Origin of the sequence: Kutzneria sp. CA-103260 (genome assembly GCF_018263855.1) — a bacterium.
Lineage (GTDB): Bacteria > Actinomycetota > Actinomycetes > Mycobacteriales > Pseudonocardiaceae > Kutzneria.
Genome location: NZ_CP073318.1, coordinates 9018702 through 9035152, shown reverse-complemented (window position 1 = coordinate 9035152; position 16451 = coordinate 9018702). Strand labels below are relative to the sequence as shown.

Sequence of the window (16451 nt, the reverse complement as noted above, 5' to 3'; positions counted from 1 at the left end):
ACCTTAATAGCCCTGGTAAGCGCCTCCGTGTGACATGGACCGGATGCCCGGCACGTTGGAGACCGAGCCGTAGCGGGCGATCGAGTAGCGGACACCGGCGATGATGTTGTCCACCGGGTTGTAGATGTCGTCGTGGCCGGGCAGCTTGTTCGACTGGAACGTGGAGTCGATGCACTGCATGAGGCCCTTGGACGGGTGGCCCGCCTTGGCGTTGGAGTCCCACAGGTTGATCGCGTGCGGGTTGCCGCCGGACTCGTGCTGGATGATCGCCCAGATGTCGTTCTCGCTCATCTTCGAGGTGTCGACGCCGTTCTCCTGGAGGATCTTGATCGCCTCGTCGATCCACTCCTTCACCTGGCCCTGCGGGGCCGGGCCGCCACCGCCGGCCGGCGGGCCGCCGCTGGGACCGAGGCCGCCGCCCCCACCGCCACCGCCGTCGTCGCCTCCGCCACCACCGCCGCCTCCGCCACCACCGGACTCGTGGTGCTGGGTGGCCGGCTGGTTCGCGCTCTGTGTGCCGGTGTTGGCCGGGCCGGGATCCGGCTTGGCCTGCCAGTCGATGCCGCGACCGGGGGCGGGAGTGAAGGACTGGTCGCCCGGGGCCGGCAGCGTGGAGAACTTCGTGCCGATGTTCGTGGCGCCCTTGAGCTGGTTGAGAGCGTTGCTCAGTTCGTTGTTGGCCGTGTCGACCGACTTCTGCACGTCGCCCTTGGCCGCGTCGCACAACGGTTTGATCGCCGCGTCGCGCTCGCCCGGCTGCGGCTGGGGATGCGCCGCGTCCCACTTGCGCACCTCGCCCAGCAGGCCCTCGCAGCGACTGTCCACAGCGGACTTCGCCTGCTCCAGCGCGCTGGCCGCCGACTCAAGGGCCGCCGCGCCGTTGTTCAACGCCTCCGACATGGAGGTGCCGGCCTTCGTGAAGTTGCCCATGTAGGCCGTGAAGGCGTCGGCCGAGCCGCCGGCCCAGGCGCCGTCAAGGGCATTCACCGCCGAAGTCACCGACTTGCCCTGGCCGTCGCATTTGGACGCCGCGTCCCGCCAGTGCGTCGCGGTGTCCCGGATGGACTGCGGCTGGGCGTTCTCCACCTTGCGGGCGATATCGGCGACCTCGCCGCCACCGGGCAGGCCCGCGACGTCGTCGGCAGCGCTCATGTCGCCGTCAGTCCCCTCGCGCTCTGCTTCTCCTGCTCCTGCACCGTCGTCTCGATCGAGTCCAGCGCGGCCTCGACCTTGCGCAGCAGGTTCTCCGCCGCCTGCAGCTCACCGTGCACCGTGCTCGCGAAGCCGTCGATCGCGCTGGCGAAGCCGGCCGAGGCGGTCAGCTTGCCGAACACGTCCGCGCTGGTCGCGCCGCCCTGGAAGCCGTCGCCCACGCCGCCGAACTGGCCGGCCTGGGTGCTCATGGCGCTGCGGCAGGCGTCGATGGCGTCCCAGTTGTACTTCGTGGCCGTCACGGTGCCCCCTTCTCGCGTAACTCTGACGGGCGCGGCCCGCTCGCGGTTCCGGATTCAGCCCGACGAGTGATCAGGCCTCGTCGAGCAGCTCCCAGACACTGGCCGCCAGCCGCTGGTTGTCCGCCGGAGTGATAGTGCTCCACTCCGTGCGGTCCGCGCTGGGTTTCACCAGATGCAGATAGCGCCCGTTCGGGGTGTCGTGGAAGGCCACCACCCGATCCGCCCGCCTCGGCCGCTCCGCGCCGCGGGCCGTCTCCACACCGAACTGGCCCCGGGTGGTCATGCCCGCCACCATGCTCACCAGCGCCTGGGCCTGGCCCAGCGGCACGTCCTCGTCGGCCAGCTCCAGCACCAGCCGCTGCGGGTCGCCGTGGGCTCGGCCGTCCGCGCTGGTCAGCACCTTCGTCGGCAGGCTCATCGACTGGCCGGGGCCCGGCGGCATCTCGCCCGCCACCGACACCGCCGCGTCCGCGATCGAGTCGTCACGGGTGCGGATCAGCCACACCTCGCCGCCGTCCACCACGCCCATCAGCGCGCTGCCGCCGTTCGAGGCGGCCAGCAGCGTGATCTTGCGGTCCGGGGCCCAGACGAAGCCGTAGACCGCTCGCCTCGGATAGGCCAGCAGGGCCAGGTCGTCCGACATGTCCGGGGTGGCCCGGCCGTGCTCGGCCAGGCCCCGCTGCTCCAGCGACCGCCACGTGTCCCGGACCAGCTGCGCTCGCTCCGTGTGCGTTTCTCCCGGGCTCGGCACCGTCAGCGCCACGTGCCGGCGGGGGAAGCGCTCGCTCTCCCACAGCACGTCGAAGTCCAGGAGGGACAGAACCGTCGGCTCCATCGCCGGCTACGCGTCCGGGTCCTCGCCGAGCACCGTCGGCGCCACCATCCGCTGCTCGCCGAACAGATCCTCCTCGACCGTGTACTTCCGGTCGTGCTCGCTGTCCTCTTCCTTCTTGCCCCGGCCGCCGGCCGCCCCCGGCTGCATCATCGACGCCCCCGGCTTGCCCGGCGCGATCCTTTCCGCCGCCCTCGCCTGCGCCGCCTGCTCCTCGTCGATCGCCCCCGCCGTGGCACTCGCCTTGCTCGGCGTGTTCGCCTTCTCGCCCGGCGCCGCGTTCGTCCCGCCGCCCCGCACGATCGTGTTCGGGTTGCCGCTCCTGGCGCCCGCCGCCACCGCTCCGGCCCCGCCGGCCAGCGCCGCGCCCAGGCCCACTTCCTCCGCCAGCAGCCCACCTGCCGCTGCCGCCGGCGGCATCGCCCCCGGCAGCCGGCCCATGCCCGGGCCCACGCCCGACACGCCACCCGGCCCCGGCACTCCGCCCGCACCGCCCCCCGGCACCGACCCCGGCGGCGCGTACCCACCGCCACCCGGGCCTCCCACCTGGGAGTAGCTGCCACCGGGGTAACCGCTGCCACCCGGGCCGTATCCGCCCCCGCTGGTGGGCAGGCCGCCGACCTGATTGACCGACGTCCCCTGCACCGGCTGCGCCGTCAGCCCAATCGTCGGCGGCGCACTCATCGGTACTGTGCTGGCAATCGCGTCCTGGGAGTTCGACTGGTAGGCGTTCAGCTGCTGGATCGCCTGATCCCGGTCCGCCTGCGCCTGCTCAACTTCCTTGGAGTGGTCGGTCTGGTATCCGAAGAACCCCGCGGCATTGTCGACAAAGCTCTTCTGCGTATCCGTCGACGGCGCCGGCGCACTCTGTGCCACCGTGTGCGAATCCGCCTGCGTGGTCAACGCATTGTTCGTGCCAGTGATGTTGTACTGCGAGTCGTCGCCGTAGTTCACGGTCGAGTTCATGGTGTTCGTCGCGCCCTGCCCGGCCACGCTCTGCCAGTCGATCCCGAGCTTGCCGAGCTGCGTGTGCAGGATGTCATTCGTCGCCACAAGATCCTGAGCGACGCCGTGCAGCACGTCCATGACCGGCTGCAACGCGGCGGCACCCTGCCCTTGCTTGAGCTTGTTGACCTGGTCGGCGAGCTGCCCGTTGGAGAAGCCGTCGAACCGGATGTCGCCCAGTTGCCCCATGGTCGCCTCCGCCTTAGTTCTTCGCCTGCAACGTCGCCAACGCCAATGTCGCCGCTTGCTTCGACACATCGCACAGCTGTGTCATGCTCAGGTCCCGGTTGGAGGGAAGTGTTCCCGCGGACAGCTCCTGCCCATCGGCGATGCTCACCAGCGTCCGACAGAGCGTGCCGTCGGCACCATTCCAGTCCTCACCCTTGGAGATGATCTGCACTGCGGGGTAGGACGACACCGTGGTCTGTCGGTCCTGCCAGGTCCCCGTGTAGGTCAGCCAGTAATCGATACCGCGCTTCGGCTCGATTCGCACATTGATCGTGTACGGCACGGGCTGCGAGACCTGGTACGAACAGCTCGACGTGGTCCCTGAAGCGGGTTCGCCGGGCCCCGGTTTGCCCGCCTTGGCATTGAGCTGCCCGACCTGGCTGTCGGTGATCAAGGTGCAGGGGTCGACGTTCGCCGCGTTCAGGTTTTTCGGACGCGGCGGAATGGACGCCGACGGGGTGGTCGCTGATCCGCCCGACGTGGGGCCGGGGGTGCCTGGATCCTGCGACGTGCAGCCGGTCGCCACCAGGGTCACCAGGACGGTGGCCACGCCGATGCGGGTGCCAGCTCGCACTACTTGTCTCCAAACGCGGCGGTGATCTCTTCCTCGGTGAACCCGTACTGCTGCGCGGCGGTCTTCAGCTGATCCGCCAACTTCCCGAGGCCGTCGATGTACTGCGCGATCCGCTTGCTGTACGAGTCGTCGTTGCTGACCAGAATCTTGGCCCACTCACCCGTGGCGGCCTGGCTGACCAGGTCCTGGCCGAGCACTCCGAGCTGCATGTCCTGCAGTTTGGGCAGAGTGATCTCGAGCAGTTGCTGCCACTGGTCGTGGATGATCTTGCCGGCTTGCAGCACGGTGTCGTGGTTGACCGTGATCTGGCCGCCGCTGATGCCGGCGTACTCGCTCTGCACGCCGGCGAACGGGGCCGTGATGGCGCCGATGAGGCCGAGGTCGGCGCCGACCTGTTCCGCCTTTTCCATGAAGACCGCCCCCGCACGCTTCGTGACTAGTCGGACCCGGTTCGCAGGCTACCAACGATGGTGTGTGCCGTGCCTGTGTTCGACGCGGGCGGGGGCGGGACGGTTCCCCTACGAGGGGATGTGGACGTCGCCGTCGACGGCCTTGAGGGCGATGTCGGAGCGGTGGTGGGAGCCGGTGAGTTCGACGCGGTCGACCAGGCGGTAGGCCTCGGCGCGGGCGGCGGCGAGGGTGGGGCCGGTGCCGACCACGGAGAGCACACGGCCGCCGGAGGAGACGACGGCGCCGTCGTCGCGGCGGCGGGTGCCGGCGTGGAGGACGCCGTCGAGCTCGGCGCCGGTGATGACGTCGCCGGTGCGGGGCCGGCCGGGGTAGCCCTCGGCGGCGATGACGACGGTGACGGCGGCGCCGTCCTCCCACTCGAGGGCGGGGTGCGTGGCCAGGCGGCCCTCGGCGGCGGCCAGGAACAGGCCGGCGATGGGGGTCTTGAGCAGGGCGAGCACGGCCTGGGTCTCGGGGTCGCCGAACCGGCAGTTGAACTCGATGACCTGGGGACCATCAGAGGTCAGGGCCAGGCCGCAGTAGAGGAGGCCGGAGAAGGTAGCGCCCCGGGCGGCGAGCTCGTCGACGACGGGCTGCACGATGCGGGCGACGACGTCGTCGACGAGGTCGGCGGGGGCCCAGGGCAGCGGGCTGTACGCGCCCATGCCGCCGGTGTTGGGCCCGGCGTCGTTGTCGCCGACGCGCTTGAAGTCCTGGGCGGGCAGCAGCGGCACGACGGTGGAGCCGTCGACGACGCAGAACAGAGAGGCCTCGGGACCGTCGAGGAAGGACTCGAGCAACACGGGGTGCCCACCGTCGAGCAGGTGCATGGCATGGGCCCGGGCGACGTCGTAGTCCTTGGTGACGACCACGCCCTTGCCGGCGGCCAGCCCGTCGTCCTTGACGACCCAGGTGGGCCCGAACCGGTGCAGCGCGGCGTCGAGCCGGGCGGGGGTGTCGACGATCTCGCTACGGGCGGTCGGCACGTCGGCGGCGAGCATGACGTCCTTGGCGAAGGCCTTGGAGCCCTCGATCCGGGCGGCCTCCTTGGACGGCCCGAAGCACGGGATGCCGGCGTCCCGGACGGGGTCGGCGGCCCCGGCGACCAGCGGCACCTCGGGCCCGATCACCACCAGGTCGGCGTTCCACTCCTTGGCCAGGGCGGCCACGCCGGTCGGGTCGGTGAGGTCGACACCGTACGTCTCGGACACGGCTGAGGTGCCGGCGTTGCCGGGGGCGCAGGCCAACGCGGTCACGGCCGGGTCTTTGGCCAGCGCCAGCAACAGGGCATGCTCCCGGGCACCAGACCCGATGACGAGGACGCGCACGACCGAACAGCCTAGACGAGCCGCTCGGGCCGGAAACACCAGAGCCACGAATCGCCCCGCCCCGAATACGCTCCCCGCAGTGCAAGGTGTGCAGATTCTCCTGCTGCTGGCCGGCTCGCTGGCGGTGACGGCGGTGGCCCGCCGGCTGGACTGGCCGGCGCCGCTGCTGCTGGTGGCGGTGGGCCTGGCGGTGTCGTTCGTGCCGGGCATGCCGGACTTCCGGCTGGAGCCCGAGCTGGTGCTGGTGATCGTGCTGCCACCGCTGCTCTACTCCTCGGCTCTGGACAGCTCCTACGTCAACATCCGCCGCAACATCCGGCCGATCGGGCTGCTGGCGATCGGCCTGGTGCTGGCCACGACGCTGGGCGTCGGCCTGGTGGCGCACCTGGCGATCCCGGCGCTGCCGCTGCCGGCGGCGCTGGTGCTGGGGGCGCTCGTGGCTCCGCCGGACGCGGTGGCGGCGGTGGCGATCGGCCGCAAGCTGGGCCTGCCGCGGCGGATCATGACCTTGCTCACGGGCCTGTACCTGGGCCACAACGCGCCGCGCGCCGGTTACGCGACCCGGTTGCAGGAAACGGCGGTATGGCGTGCGGTGGACCTACTGCTGGAGTCGTGGGTGTTCGGGCTGATCGGCTTGCAGCTGCGCTTCGTGCTGGCCGACAGCGGCGCGACCTGGCCACTGTTCGGCTCCGCGCTATTGGTGTTGCTGGCGGCGATGGTCATCCGGATCGTGTGGGTGTATCCGGGCACGTACCTGCCACGTCTGCTGTCGCCGAAGATCCGCGCACGGGAGGAGTTCCCGACACCACAGGGCGTGTTCATCGTGGCCTGGACCGGCATGCGCGGCGTGGTGTCGCTGGCGGCTGCCTCGGCGCTGCCGCTGGACATGCCCGGCTGGGACGTGATCGTACTGTGCACGTTTGTCGTCACGGTGGGAACCCTGATGGTGCAAGGACTTTCGCTGCCGGGCTTGATCCGGTTGCTCAAGGTGCCCAGTGACGACGCGAGTTCTGACAGCGAGGCCGAGGCACGGGTGAAGTCCGACGCGGCCCGGGCCGCCATCGCCCGCCTGGAGCAGGCCAGCGATGGCAACGTGCCGGAGCGGGTGATCGCCCGGCTGCGGACGATGGCCGAGCACCGGGCCGACACCGTGGCACAGTCCGTGGACGAGGGTCCGGGCACGCGCTGGAAACGCCTGCGGCTGAGCATGTTGATGACGGAGCGGGAGGTGTTCCTGGCGGCGCGCGACGCTCGCGACATCGACGACGAGCTTTTCCACCGGGTGCAACGGGAACTGGACCTGGAAGAGGCCGCGCTCACCCGGGAGTGAGCGCGGCCCCCCGAAGGCCCGATCGGCGCAGTCTCAGGAGACGTCCAGCACGGCCTTGCCGACGACCTTGCGGCCGAGCAGCGCGGCGATGGCGTCCTCGAAGTTCTCCCAGCTGCCCTGGTAGCCGATCTCCACGTCGAGCTTGCCCGCGCCAACCAGCGAGGACACGTACGCGAGGTCCTCGCCGAGGCCGCCGCCCATCATGAAGCCCTCGACCCGGCCGTGCGGGCCGACGGTCGAGTACGGCGGGTACACGGCCGGCTCACCGGAGGTGGCGCCGATGGACTGGATCGAGCCGTCCTCGGTGAGCAGGCCGTAGGCCACGACCTGGTTCGGGCCGCCAACGTTGTCCAGCACGCCGTGCAGCGGACCTGCCAGACCTTCAACGCCGACAATGACTTCCGCCGCGCCGAGCTCCTTGAGTCCGTCGCCGCGCCCGGCGCTGCCGACCGAGGCGATCACGTGCGCACCGGACTGCGCGGCCAGCTGCACACCGAAGCGGCCGACGCCGCCGGCCGCACCGGTGATGAGTACCCGACGGCCGAGCACGGAGCCGAATCGACGCAGGGCACGCAGGGCAGTCACCGCGGCCACCGGAAGCGCGGCGGCCTGGGCGAAGTCGACGTTGTCGGGCAGCACAGCCAGCTCAGCGGTGTCGACGGCGCGCAGCTGCGCCCACCCGCCACCGCCGAAGCCGAAGGTCACCACGCGTGCGCCGACCTCGGGCCCGCTGCCGTCGGCGGCCGCCTTGACCACCACGCCCGCGGCATCCCAGCCGTTGACCTTGCCGTCCTCGACGCTGTAGCCGCCGGAGGCGTCGCCGTAGTTCAGGGAGATCGCCTTCACCTCGACGAGCACCTGGTTGGGCGCCGGTGTCGGATCGGCGACCTCACCGAGGCGGAAGCCGGCCTTCGCGGACGAGTCCACGAGCAGTGCGCGCATTTGAACACCCCATGTCGTTCGACTGCTGTCGCAGGGGACCAACGCTCGGACCAGTGGTCCGTATTTCCACTACAGCGCGGGAACCAGTTCGCGGCGAGCTGAACTGGACACGGTGTCGTCGATCAGACCGCGCCGGACCAACTCCGGCCGCACGCCCTCGCCGAACCAGTAGGCCTCCTCCAGGTGCGGGTAGCCGGAGAAGATGAACTCCTCGACGCCGAGCGAGTGGTACTCCTCGATCCGGTCGGCCACCTCCTGGTGGCTGCCGACCAGCGCGGTGCCGGCGCCGCCGCGGACCAGCCCGATGCCGGCCCACAGGTTGGGGTAGATCTCCAGCTTGTCCAGCCGGCCGCCGTGCAGGGCGACCATCCGCTGCTGGCCGACGGACTGGCTGGTCCCCAGCTGCGACTGGGCCCGGGCCAGGGTGGCCGGGTCGATCGCCGCGACGAGCCGGTCGGCCTCGGCCCACGCCTCGCGCGAGCTGTCCCGGCTGATCGTGTGCAGGCGGATGCCGAACCGCAGCGTGCGACCTCCTGCCTCGGCCAACTCCCGCACCCTGGCGATCTTCTCGGCCACCTGGGCCGGCGGCTCGCCCCAGGTCAGGTACACGTCCACATGCCGCGCGGCGACGGGCAGGGCGGCCGCGGAGGAGCCACCGAAGTAGACCTGCGGCAACGGGTCCGGCGGCGTCGGCACCAGCCCGCCGGCGATGCGCAGGTGCTGCCCGTCGAAGTCGACCGGAGCGCCGCTCCACAGCTTGCGCACGATGGCCAGGAACTCGTCGGTGCGGGCGTAGCGCTGGTCGTGCTCCAGCCAGTCGCCGAAGCGCTGCTGCTCGATCGCGTCGCCGCCGGTGACCACGTTGAGCAGCAGCCGGCCCCGGGAGATGCGCTGGTAGGTGGCGGCCATCTGGGCGGCCAGCGTCGGCGACACCGTGCCGGGCCGGAACGCGACCAGGAACTTCAGCCGCTCGGTCTGGGCGATCAGGGCGGCCGTGGTCAGCCAGGCGTCCTCGCACCAGGTGCCGGTCGGCGTGAGCACGCCGACGAAGCCGAGCTGTTCGGCGGCGCGGGCGATCTGGGCCAGATAGTCGATGTCCGGGCCGCGCTGGGCCGGCGCGCCGGCCTCCTGGGAGCCGTGGAACCGGTCGACGATGGTGCGGCCATCGCCCGAGGTGGGCAGGAACCAGTGCAGGACAACGCTCATCGTCAGCTCCCCGTGCTCTCGTACTGCTTGTTCACGAAGCCGGCGAACGCGACCTTGCCGGGGATGACCTTCGCGGTGGTGAACGCGTCGGCCAGCTGCTGCTCGGAGGCGATCACCTTGTCGTCCAACGGAATCGGCAGCGTCGCGCCGTCGTTCACCGACGCCTTGGCCACGTTCGGGTCCAGCCCGGTGACCTGCGACCACGCGGTGGCCCAGGCGTCCTTGTGCGAGTCGGACCACTTCTGGGCCTTGGCCAACCGGGCCAGGTAGTCCTTGATCGCGGCGACCTTGGCCGTGTCGCCCAGCGCGCTGGTGGCGGCCACCTGGAACGAGTAGCCGTTGGCGGTGCCGCTGCTGCCGTTGACGATAGACCGGGCGTGGGCCTGCAGCAGGGCCTGCGAGGTGTAGGGATCCCAGATCGCCCAGGCGTCCACGCGGTGCTGGGTGAAGGCGGCGTAGGCGTCCGAGGGCTGCAAGTAGTTGATCTTCACGTCGGACACCGCGATGCCGAACTTGTTGAGCACGGTCAGCAGCTGACCGTGGGCCGAGCTGCCCTGCGCCACCGCGATGGTCTTGCCCCTGAGCTGCTGGGGATCCTTGATCGGCGAGTCGTCCGGCACCAGGATCGCGTCGCCCGGCCCGGTGTGCTGGCCGGCCTGCACGATGGTGATCTTGGCGTTGGCCGCGGCCGAGAAGATCGGCGGCGTGTTGCCGACCGCGCCGATGTCGATCGCCCCGGCGTTGGCCGCCTCCAGCAGCGGCGGGCCGGAGGTGAAGGTGGACCACTCGATCTTGTACGAGGTGCCGTCCAGCAGCCCGGCGGCCTGCAGCAGCGCCTGCGAACCGCCCTTCTGGTCGCCGACCTTGAGCACCACCTGGCCGGACGCGGCCGACGCGCCGCCGCAGCCGGCCAGTGCCAGCACGGACACGGCCAACAGCGGTAACAGGGCCTTACGCAGCTTCATCGGTGGCTACTCCCAGGTCGGCGAGCACCCGGGCCCGCAGGTCGGTCAGGTCGGCGTGCCGGCGCGGCCGGCCGGCGGGCGGCGTGTGCTCGGCGATGATCCGGCCCTCGTCCAGCACGAGAACCCGGTCGGCGAGCGCCAGCGCCTCGTCGATGTCGTGGGTGACCAGCAGCACCGCCGGGCGGTGCCGCTGCCACAGGTCGTCGACCAGCCGGTGCATGGCCAGTCGGGTCAACGCGTCCAGCGCGCCGAACGGCTCGTCGAGCAGCAGCAGGTCGGGCTCGCGGACCAGCGCCCGGGCCAAGGAGACGCGCTGCGCCTCACCGCCGGACAGCGTCAGCGGCCAGGCCTGTGCGTGATCGGTGAGCTGCACCTCGGACAGGGCCTTCTCGGCGACCTCGCGGCCGTCGACTCCGTGCAGGCCAAGGGAAACGTTGCGCCAGACGCGCCGCCACGGCAGCAGCCGCGGCTGCTGGAAGGCAACGGAAACGGTCCCGTTGACGGAGATCTCGCCGTCGGCCTCCCGGTCGAGGCCGGCCAGAATGCGGAGCAGCGTCGACTTGCCGGAGCCGCTGCGGCCCAGCAGCGCGACGAATTCCCCTTGCTGGACAACAAGGTCCAGGTCGTCGAGCACGCGGCGCGGTCCGAACTGCCGGACCAGGCCGCGTACGGTCACCGTGCGTTGCGCCATCTGAGCGCTCTCCTCTCCAGCGCGCGGACCAGCGCGTCGGTGGCCAGGCCCAGCGCGGCGTACACCACCAGGCCGACCACAACCTGGTCCGTACGCAGGAAATCCCGGGCGTTGTTGATCAAGTAGCCGAGGCCGGCGTCGGCATTGATCTGCTCGCCGACGATCAGCGACAGCCAGGCCACGCCGAGGCCCTGCCGCAGGCCGACCAGCGCCTGCGGTAGCGCGGCCGGCAGCACCACGTGGGCCAGCCGCTCCCAGCGGGTGAAGCCCAGCACCGCGGTCGCCTCCAGCAGCTGCGGGTCGGTGTCCCGGATGCCGGCGTACACATTGAGGTACAAGGGAAAGGCGAACCCCAGGGCGACCAGGGCGATCTTGGGCTCCTCGCCGATGCCGAACCAGATGATGAACAGCGGGATCAGGCCGAGGAACGGCAGTGTGCGCAGCATCTGCACGGGCGGATCGACCAGCACCGCGCCCCAGCGGGACAGGCCGGCGACCAGACCCAGCGCGAGCGCGATCACCGCGCCGACTGCGACGCCGATCAGCACCCGGCGCAGCGACACCACGAAAGCGTCGCCGAGCTGCCCGGACGTGGCCAGGTCGAGGCCGGCGGCCAGCACCTTGGCCGGCGACGAGAGCTTGTCGTCGGGCAGGATCCCGGTGCTGCTGGCCAACTGCCAGGCCAGCAGCAGGCCGACCGGGCTGGCCCAGCGCCACAGTCCGGACAGCGGACGGCGGCGGGATCTGCGTTGGGGGGTGGCGGCGGCCGAGGACACGTCGTGCGTGCGGTCGGCGGCCAGGACGGGAATCGACACGATTCCTCCGACGGGGGTGGGCGCGCGAAGGTGAGGCTTTCTCAGCCGGTGAGAAGAAGTCAGCGAACCGGACAGACCGCGCTGGCCTGCCGGCGGAGGTCCACGTGGATACGTGCGACCAGTCGTTCACCCATGCGTGGGAGTCTTGGCGAGCCGTCAGCGGTGTGTCAACGCTGGTCGGCCAGGGTCCCGGATCCTGGGAGTCCGTCGGACAGGGAGGTTTTCGCATGCACGGAGCCCAGTTGCTGCTGCTGGTCGTCGGCTCGATCGCGGTCACCGCGTTCGCCCGCCGGCGCGACCTGCCGGCTCCGCTGCTGCTGGTGGTGGTCGGGCTGGCGATCTCGTTCCTGCCCGGGGCCGGCGGCTACCAACTGGATCCGCACATCCTGCTCGGCGTGGTGCTGCCGCCGCTGCTGTACTCGGCCTCCCTGGACAGCTCGTACCTGAACTTCAAGGCGGTCGCCGACCCGATCATCCAGCTCGGCGTGGTGCTCGTGGTGATCACCGCGTTCGTCGTGGGCTTCGTGGCGCACCTGCTGATGCCCGAGCTGCCGTGGGAGGTGGCGCTGCTGCTCGGGGCCGTGGTCGCGCCGCCCGACGCCGTCGCGGCCGTGGCCATCGGCCGCAAGCTCGGGCTGCCCCGGGGCGCGATGACCGTGCTGGTCGGGGAATCCCTGGTCAACGACGCGTCCGCGCTGACCCTGTACAAGGTGGCGCTGGCCGGTGTCGCCGGGGCCAGCACCGGCCTGTTCTCTCAGCTGTCGACGTTTGTCATCGCCGTGGTGGTCGGCATCGCCATCGGTCTGGTCATCGGCGTCGCCGCCCACTTCGCGCGGACCCACATGGACGACACCGTGCTGGAATCCGTGGTGGGCATGGTGGTTCCGTTCGCCGCCTACCTGGTCGCCGAGGAGCTGCAGGGCTCCGGCGTGCTGGCCGTGGTCGCCGCCGGGCTCTACCTCGGGCACAACTCCCCGAAGGCCGGTTTCGCCACCCGGCTGCAGGAGCAGTCAGTCTGGACCACTGTGGACGTTCTGCTGGAGTCCCTGGTGTTCGGCCTGATCGGCCTGGAACTTCCGTTCGTGCTCAAGGGAATCTCCAGCATCGATGTGCTGCCCACGGCGCTGGTCCTGCTCGCCGTGGTCATTGTCGTGCGGATCGCGTTCGTCTTCGGCCGCAACATCCTGCTGCGCCTGATCCGCCGCCGGCGCCGGCCGTCCTGGAAGATCAGCGCGGTGCTGTCCTGGACCGGCATGCGCGGCGTCGTCACACTGGCCGCCGCGGCCGGTATCCCCGAGAGCACGCCCGGCTGGGCCTACGTCCAGTTCGCCGCGTTCGTGATCACCGTCGGAACCCTGCTGCTGCAAGGGATCTCGCTGCCGTGGCTGATCCGGGCGCTCAAGCTGCAGCAGCCCGAGGACACCGCCCAGGAGCAGCGCGCCCGCAAGGTCGCCGCCAAGGCCGCGAAGGCCATGCTGTCCGAACTCGTGCCGGCCGAGATCCCCGTGGAGCAACGAAAGGTCTTCGGCCAGCGCATGCACCAGATGATGCAGATGCGCGACCGCATCATCGACCAGGACCCGTCCCAGGAGGGCGCGATCACCCGCGTCCGCCGGGAAATGCTGGCCCGGCAACGGGAAGTCCTCGTCGCCGAGCGCTCCGCCGGCCGCCTCGACGACGAGGTCATGCGCAAGGTGATGCGCGAACTCGACCTGGAAGAGGCAATGCTCACGGGCACGTGGCGGTCTAGGTTGTAGCACGTGACGGACCTGCTCGACCTACCGCGAAAGCTCTACACCATCGCCGAATACATCGCCCTCGGCGAGACGAACACCGGCTACACCGAACTGGTCGACGGCCGGCTGCTGCTGACACCCACCCCCGGTGTCGACCACGCCTTCGCGACCAGCGAGCTCATGTCTCAGCTGCACGACCAAGTGCCTCCGGAACTCGCGGTCGTTCACGCTGTCGACATTGACCTGGAGCTGTCGGCACCGGACCGGCCGGGCAATTCACGCCGGCCGGACGTGGTGGTCTTCCGGCGCGACGCGCTCAAGCGCGACCTGCTCTGCGCCCAGGATGTCCTGGTGGCGATAGAGATCGCGACGGCCGATTCGTCGCGCCTGGACCGGCGGGCCAAGCACCTGGAGTACGCCGACGCCGGCATCCCGAACTACTGGATCGTCGATATCACGGAACCGGTGTCGCTGGTCGAGTGCCACCTCGCCGGGGACTTCGGATACCAGGACCGTGATGCCGTGACCGGCGAGTTCACCACCGACATGCCGTTCCCGGTGGTCCTGCGGCTGGACCGGTTGCTCTGAGCCCAGCCGCAGGACCGACCGTCAGCTGACGAACTGGTGGCGGACGATGGTCTGCTCGCGGCCGGGGCCGACGCCGATGGCCGAGATGCGGGCGCCGGCGATGGACTCGAGGTACTCGACGTAGGCGCGGGCGTTGGCCGGCAGCTCCTCGAAGGTGCGGCAGTGGCTGATGTCCTCGAACCAGCCGGGCAGCTCCTCGTAGACCGGCACGGCGTGGTGCACGTCGGTCTGGGTCATGGGCATCTCGTCGACCCGCTGACCGTCCACTTCGTAGGCGACGCAGACCGGCACCTTCTCGTGGCCGGAGAGCACGTCGAGCTTGGTGAGGAAGTAGTCGGTGATGCCGTTGACCCGCGCGGCGTAGCGGGCGATGACGGCGTCGAACCAGCCGGTGCGGCGGGAGCGGCCGGTGGTGACGCCGAACTCGCCGCCGGTCTTGCGCAGCCGCTCGCCCATCTCGTCGTGCAGCTCGGTGGGGAACGGCCCGGAGCCGACGCGGGTGGTGTAGGCCTTGAGGATGCCGATGACGGTGGTGATCCGGGTGGGCCCGATACCGGAGCCGGCGGAGGCGCCGCCGGAGGTCGGGTTGGACGAGGTGACGAACGGATAGGTGCCGTGGTCGACGTCCAGCAGCGTGCCCTGGGAGCCCTCCAGCAGCACGTTCTCACCGCGGTCCAGCGCCTGGTTGAGCAGCAGCCGCGTGTCGGAGATGCGGTGCTCGAAGTCGCCGGCGTGCTTGAGCACGTCGTCGACGACCTGCTCGGGGTCGATGGCCTTGCGGTTGTACACCTTGACCAGCAGCTGGTTCTTGAAGTCCAGCGCGGCCTCGACCTTCTGCCGCAGGATCTTCTCGTCCAGCAGGTCCTGCACCCGGACGCCGACCCGGGACACCTTGTCCTGGTAGGCCGGCCCGATGCCGCGGCCGGTGGTGCCGATCTTGGCCTTGCCCAGGTAGCGCTCGCTGACCTTATCGATGGCCACGTGGTACGGCATGATCAGGTGCGCGTCAGCGGAGATCAGCAGCTTGCTGGTGTCCACGCCGCGGGCCTCCAGCCCGGCCAGCTCCTCCAGCAGCACGCCGGGGTCGACGACCACGCCGTTGCCGATCACGTTGTGCACGCCGGGCGTGAGGATGCCGGAGGGGATCAGGTGCAGGGCGAAGTTCTGCCCGTCGGGGAGCACGACGGTGTGGCCGGCGTTGTTGCCGCCCTGGTACCGCACGACCCACTGGATGCGGTCACCGAGCAGGTCGGTGGCCTTGCCCTTGCCTTCGTCGCCCCACTGGGCGCCGATGAGGACGATGGCAGGCATGTGAGACTCCCCGTGCTAGACGACTAAAGGCCGAATGCCGGTGCACGACTGTAGACCAGGAGGAAGCGATGGGTGCACTAGTGCTGGCCTGCGGAAAGGACGCAGGTCACGCTCAGTCACCAGCTCTTGCCGACCGTGACGATGTGGAGCTGTGCCCGGTGCCGGCCCGCCCCGGCAAGGACGATGTGGATCACCTGGTCAAGGGCCTGGACGGACGGCGGCTGGTGGTGATCGGCGGGGACGCCGACCTGGCCGCGGTCACCCTCCGGCTGCTGCGGACCGAGCGGCTGGCCGAGGTGACGGTCGGTTATGTGCCGACCGAGGCGGGCTCGACGGTGGCCTCGCTGTGGGATCTGCCACTCGACGCCGGTAGGGCACTGGACATTGCCCTCGAAGGGCAACCGGACCCGGTGCCGCTGCTGCGCGATGACAGCGGCGGCGTGCTGGTCGGCCGGGGCGTGATCGGCCCGGTTCGGGGCATGGCCTACTGCGACGAATCGGTGGTGCTGCGCGGCCAGGCCAGCCGCATTACGGTCAGTCCGGACCCGGACCGGGGCGCCGGCCTGCTCGTCCAGGTGACGCGGCGGACGCTGCTGGTGAAGCGGACCTCGGCGGCCACCGGCCGGGCCTGCCAGATCGGCTGTGTGCCGGCGATCGTGGAGCTGGACGGCGTGCCGCACCCGCGCCCGGTGACCAAGTGGACCTGGTACCGCAACACCGACGACCTGCGGCTGGCGAGGGGTTTGCTGTGACGCTCACGTCTCTGTTCAAGGCCGGGCCCGGCGGCGTGATGACCGACGACGTCGGCGTGGTCACCGGCGACCTGGAGCTGCGCACGACGCTGGCCGGGGGCACGGTGACCGTGGAGGTCCGCTACGAGGGCGCGGACGAGTGGTACCGGCTCTCGGCCGCCGACTGCCAGCTCGTGAACGACAAGGACCACGAGGCGGTGCACCACGCCCTGCTGGGGGTGCTCAACCGCCCGGAGGGCTGATC

General features: G+C 70.5%; 19 protein-coding genes. 5 read left to right on the top strand and 14 right to left on the bottom strand.

The features are described from left to right. Positions 1-3 precede the first annotated feature (3 nt). From JJ691_RS40060 to purD, 7 genes are all read right to left on the bottom strand, one after another. Entirely contained in the window at positions 4-1152 is a 1149-nt protein-coding gene (locus JJ691_RS40060; protein WP_211764689.1) for a transglycosylase SLT domain-containing protein, read from the bottom strand. After that, positions 1149-1454, bottom strand: coding sequence for a hypothetical protein (locus JJ691_RS40055; RefSeq protein ID WP_211764688.1), 306 nt, complete (start codon positions 1452-1454; stop codon positions 1149-1151). The genes JJ691_RS40060 and JJ691_RS40055 overlap by 4 nt, the downstream gene beginning before the upstream one ends. A gap of 70 nt (positions 1455-1524) precedes the next feature. Further along, complete coding sequence (locus JJ691_RS40050; RefSeq protein ID WP_211764687.1) at positions 1525-2289, bottom strand: ESX secretion-associated protein EspG; 765 nt, start codon at positions 2287-2289, stop codon at positions 1525-1527. Between the two features lie 6 nt (positions 2290-2295). Next, positions 2296-3480, bottom strand: a complete 1185-nt coding sequence (locus JJ691_RS40045; protein WP_211764686.1) for a hypothetical protein — start codon at positions 3478-3480, stop codon at positions 2296-2298. Between the two features lie 13 nt (positions 3481-3493). Further along, on the bottom strand, positions 3494-4069 hold the full coding sequence (locus tag JJ691_RS40040; protein ID WP_211764685.1) for a DUF3558 domain-containing protein: 576 nt from the start codon (positions 4067-4069) through the stop codon (positions 3494-3496). 23 nt (positions 4070-4092) lie between these two features. After that, on the bottom strand, positions 4093-4503 hold the full coding sequence (locus tag JJ691_RS40035; protein ID WP_211764684.1) for a hypothetical protein: 411 nt from the start codon (positions 4501-4503) through the stop codon (positions 4093-4095). Between the two features lie 108 nt (positions 4504-4611). Then, positions 4612-5871 carry a phosphoribosylamine--glycine ligase gene (gene purD / locus JJ691_RS40030; protein WP_211764683.1) on the bottom strand — a complete coding sequence of 420 codons (1260 nt, stop codon included), beginning with the start codon at positions 5869-5871 and terminating at the stop codon, positions 4612-4614. A gap of 79 nt (positions 5872-5950) precedes the next feature. Between purD and JJ691_RS40025 the strand changes: the two genes are divergently transcribed. Continuing rightward, positions 5951-7201 (top strand): cation:proton antiporter, encoded by a 1251-nt coding sequence (locus JJ691_RS40025; protein WP_249227317.1) that lies wholly within the window; start codon positions 5951-5953, stop codon positions 7199-7201. Positions 7202-7234: 33 nt separating this feature from the next. Here the strand turns inward: JJ691_RS40025 and JJ691_RS40020 are convergent, their stop codons facing one another. From JJ691_RS40020 to JJ691_RS53480, 6 genes are all read right to left on the bottom strand, one after another. Continuing rightward, entirely contained in the window at positions 7235-8143 is a 909-nt protein-coding gene (locus tag JJ691_RS40020; RefSeq protein WP_211764681.1) for a zinc-binding dehydrogenase, read from the bottom strand. Positions 8144-8212: 69 nt separating this feature from the next. Next, positions 8213-9349: an LLM class flavin-dependent oxidoreductase gene (locus JJ691_RS40015; protein ID WP_211764680.1), complete on the bottom strand. Its 1137-nt coding sequence runs from the start codon at positions 9347-9349 to the stop codon at positions 8213-8215. A 2-nt stretch (positions 9350-9351) separates the two neighbouring features. After that, a complete protein-coding gene (locus tag JJ691_RS40010) occupies positions 9352-10314 on the bottom strand; it encodes an ABC transporter substrate-binding protein (protein WP_211764679.1) in 963 nt (320 codons plus the stop codon). Continuing rightward, positions 10301-11005, bottom strand: a complete 705-nt coding sequence (locus tag JJ691_RS40005; protein WP_211764678.1) for an ABC transporter ATP-binding protein — start codon at positions 11003-11005, stop codon at positions 10301-10303. Before JJ691_RS40005 ends, JJ691_RS40010 begins: the two co-directional genes overlap by 14 nt. Then, the gene (locus JJ691_RS40000) at positions 10987-11814 is read right to left on the bottom strand and encodes an ABC transporter permease (protein WP_249228335.1); all 828 of its coding nucleotides are present in this window, start codon (positions 11812-11814) and stop codon (positions 10987-10989) included. Before JJ691_RS40000 ends, JJ691_RS40005 begins: the two co-directional genes overlap by 19 nt. Before the next feature lie 65 nt (positions 11815-11879). After that, positions 11880-11954: a putative leader peptide gene (locus JJ691_RS53480; RefSeq protein ID WP_376776002.1), complete on the bottom strand. Its 75-nt coding sequence runs from the start codon at positions 11952-11954 to the stop codon at positions 11880-11882. A 93-nt stretch (positions 11955-12047) separates the two neighbouring features. On the opposite strand from JJ691_RS53480, the gene JJ691_RS39995 reads away from it, so the two are divergent. Together JJ691_RS39995 and JJ691_RS39990 are read left to right on the top strand one after the other, a co-directional pair. Beyond that, positions 12048-13577 carry a cation:proton antiporter gene (locus tag JJ691_RS39995; RefSeq protein ID WP_211764677.1) on the top strand — a complete coding sequence of 510 codons (1530 nt, stop codon included), beginning with the start codon at positions 12048-12050 and terminating at the stop codon, positions 13575-13577. A 3-nt stretch (positions 13578-13580) separates the two neighbouring features. Continuing rightward, positions 13581-14144, top strand: a complete 564-nt coding sequence (locus JJ691_RS39990; protein WP_211764676.1) for a Uma2 family endonuclease — start codon at positions 13581-13583, stop codon at positions 14142-14144. A gap of 21 nt (positions 14145-14165) precedes the next feature. On the opposite strand, the gene JJ691_RS39985 is transcribed toward JJ691_RS39990, so the two are convergent. After that, a complete protein-coding gene (locus JJ691_RS39985; protein WP_211764675.1) occupies positions 14166-15455 on the bottom strand; it encodes an adenylosuccinate synthase in 1290 nt (429 codons plus the stop codon). 68 nt (positions 15456-15523) lie between these two features. On the opposite strand from JJ691_RS39985, the gene JJ691_RS39980 reads away from it, so the two are divergent. Together JJ691_RS39980 and JJ691_RS39975 are read left to right on the top strand one after the other, a co-directional pair. After that, positions 15524-16207 (top strand): hypothetical protein, encoded by a 684-nt coding sequence (locus JJ691_RS39980; protein WP_211764674.1) that lies wholly within the window; start codon positions 15524-15526, stop codon positions 16205-16207. Further along, complete coding sequence (locus tag JJ691_RS39975; protein ID WP_249227316.1) at positions 16204-16449, top strand: hypothetical protein; 246 nt, start codon at positions 16204-16206, stop codon at positions 16447-16449. Before JJ691_RS39980 ends, JJ691_RS39975 begins: the two co-directional genes overlap by 4 nt. Positions 16450-16451: the final 2 nt, after the last annotated feature.